The following is a 586-nucleotide window of genomic DNA, read 5'->3' as shown; positions in this document are numbered from 1 at the left end:
GTTGAACACTGTTTCCGGAAAGGAGGGGCGAAGTGTTCAGGTTGAACCGGAATGAGCGTTCACATTGGTCCGGAAATGGTGTTCACGTTGAATCGGAATTGGTGTTCATGATCGGCCGGAATATGCATGTGTGTGACCACGAATGAAGCGTGGATGCCATTCAGCAAGGCGGAGATGGTCGTGTAGGGAGGTGAGGATAACCCGGCCAAGCCACCTGGCACTGAGGATGAGGGATTGGGTAAATGTCAGAAAGCAAAAAGGCCTTCCCGTCAGGGAAGGCCTTTCAATTTAGTGGCGGAGCGGACGGGACTCGAACCCGCGACCCCCGGCGTGACAGGCCGGTATTCTAACCGACTGAACTACCGCTCCGCATTCGGTTAGCTTTCGCTAAATCTTTTGCTGCTTGTTTGTGAGGTGTCATCCTCGCAGCCAGTCATGTGATTCTTCACATCACCGTTTAATTGGGTGCCTGGCAGTGTCCTACTCTCGCATGGCGAATGCCACACTACCATCGGCGCTACAGCGTTTCACTTCTGAGTTCGGCATGGGGTCAGGTGGTTCCACTGCGCTATTGCCGCCAGGCAAA

Annotated in this window: 1 tRNA gene and 1 rRNA gene; both read right to left on the bottom strand. The window is 54.1% G+C overall.

The annotated features are described in order from the left end of the window. Nucleotides 1-292: 292 nt before the first annotated feature. Nucleotides 293-369: transfer RNA gene (locus tag C3418_RS23890), tRNA-Asp, on the bottom strand. A gap of 98 nt (nucleotides 370-467) precedes the next feature. Beyond that, nucleotides 468-582: ribosomal RNA gene (rrf, locus tag C3418_RS23885) — 5S ribosomal RNA — on the bottom strand. Nucleotides 583-586: the final 4 nt, after the last annotated feature.

This window comes from Aeromonas sp. ASNIH8, assembly GCF_002919855.1.
GTDB lineage: Bacteria > Pseudomonadota > Gammaproteobacteria > Enterobacterales > Aeromonadaceae > Aeromonas > Aeromonas caviae.
The sequence above is the reverse complement of the archived record's forward strand: the minus strand, read 5'-3'. Positions and strand labels throughout refer to the sequence as shown.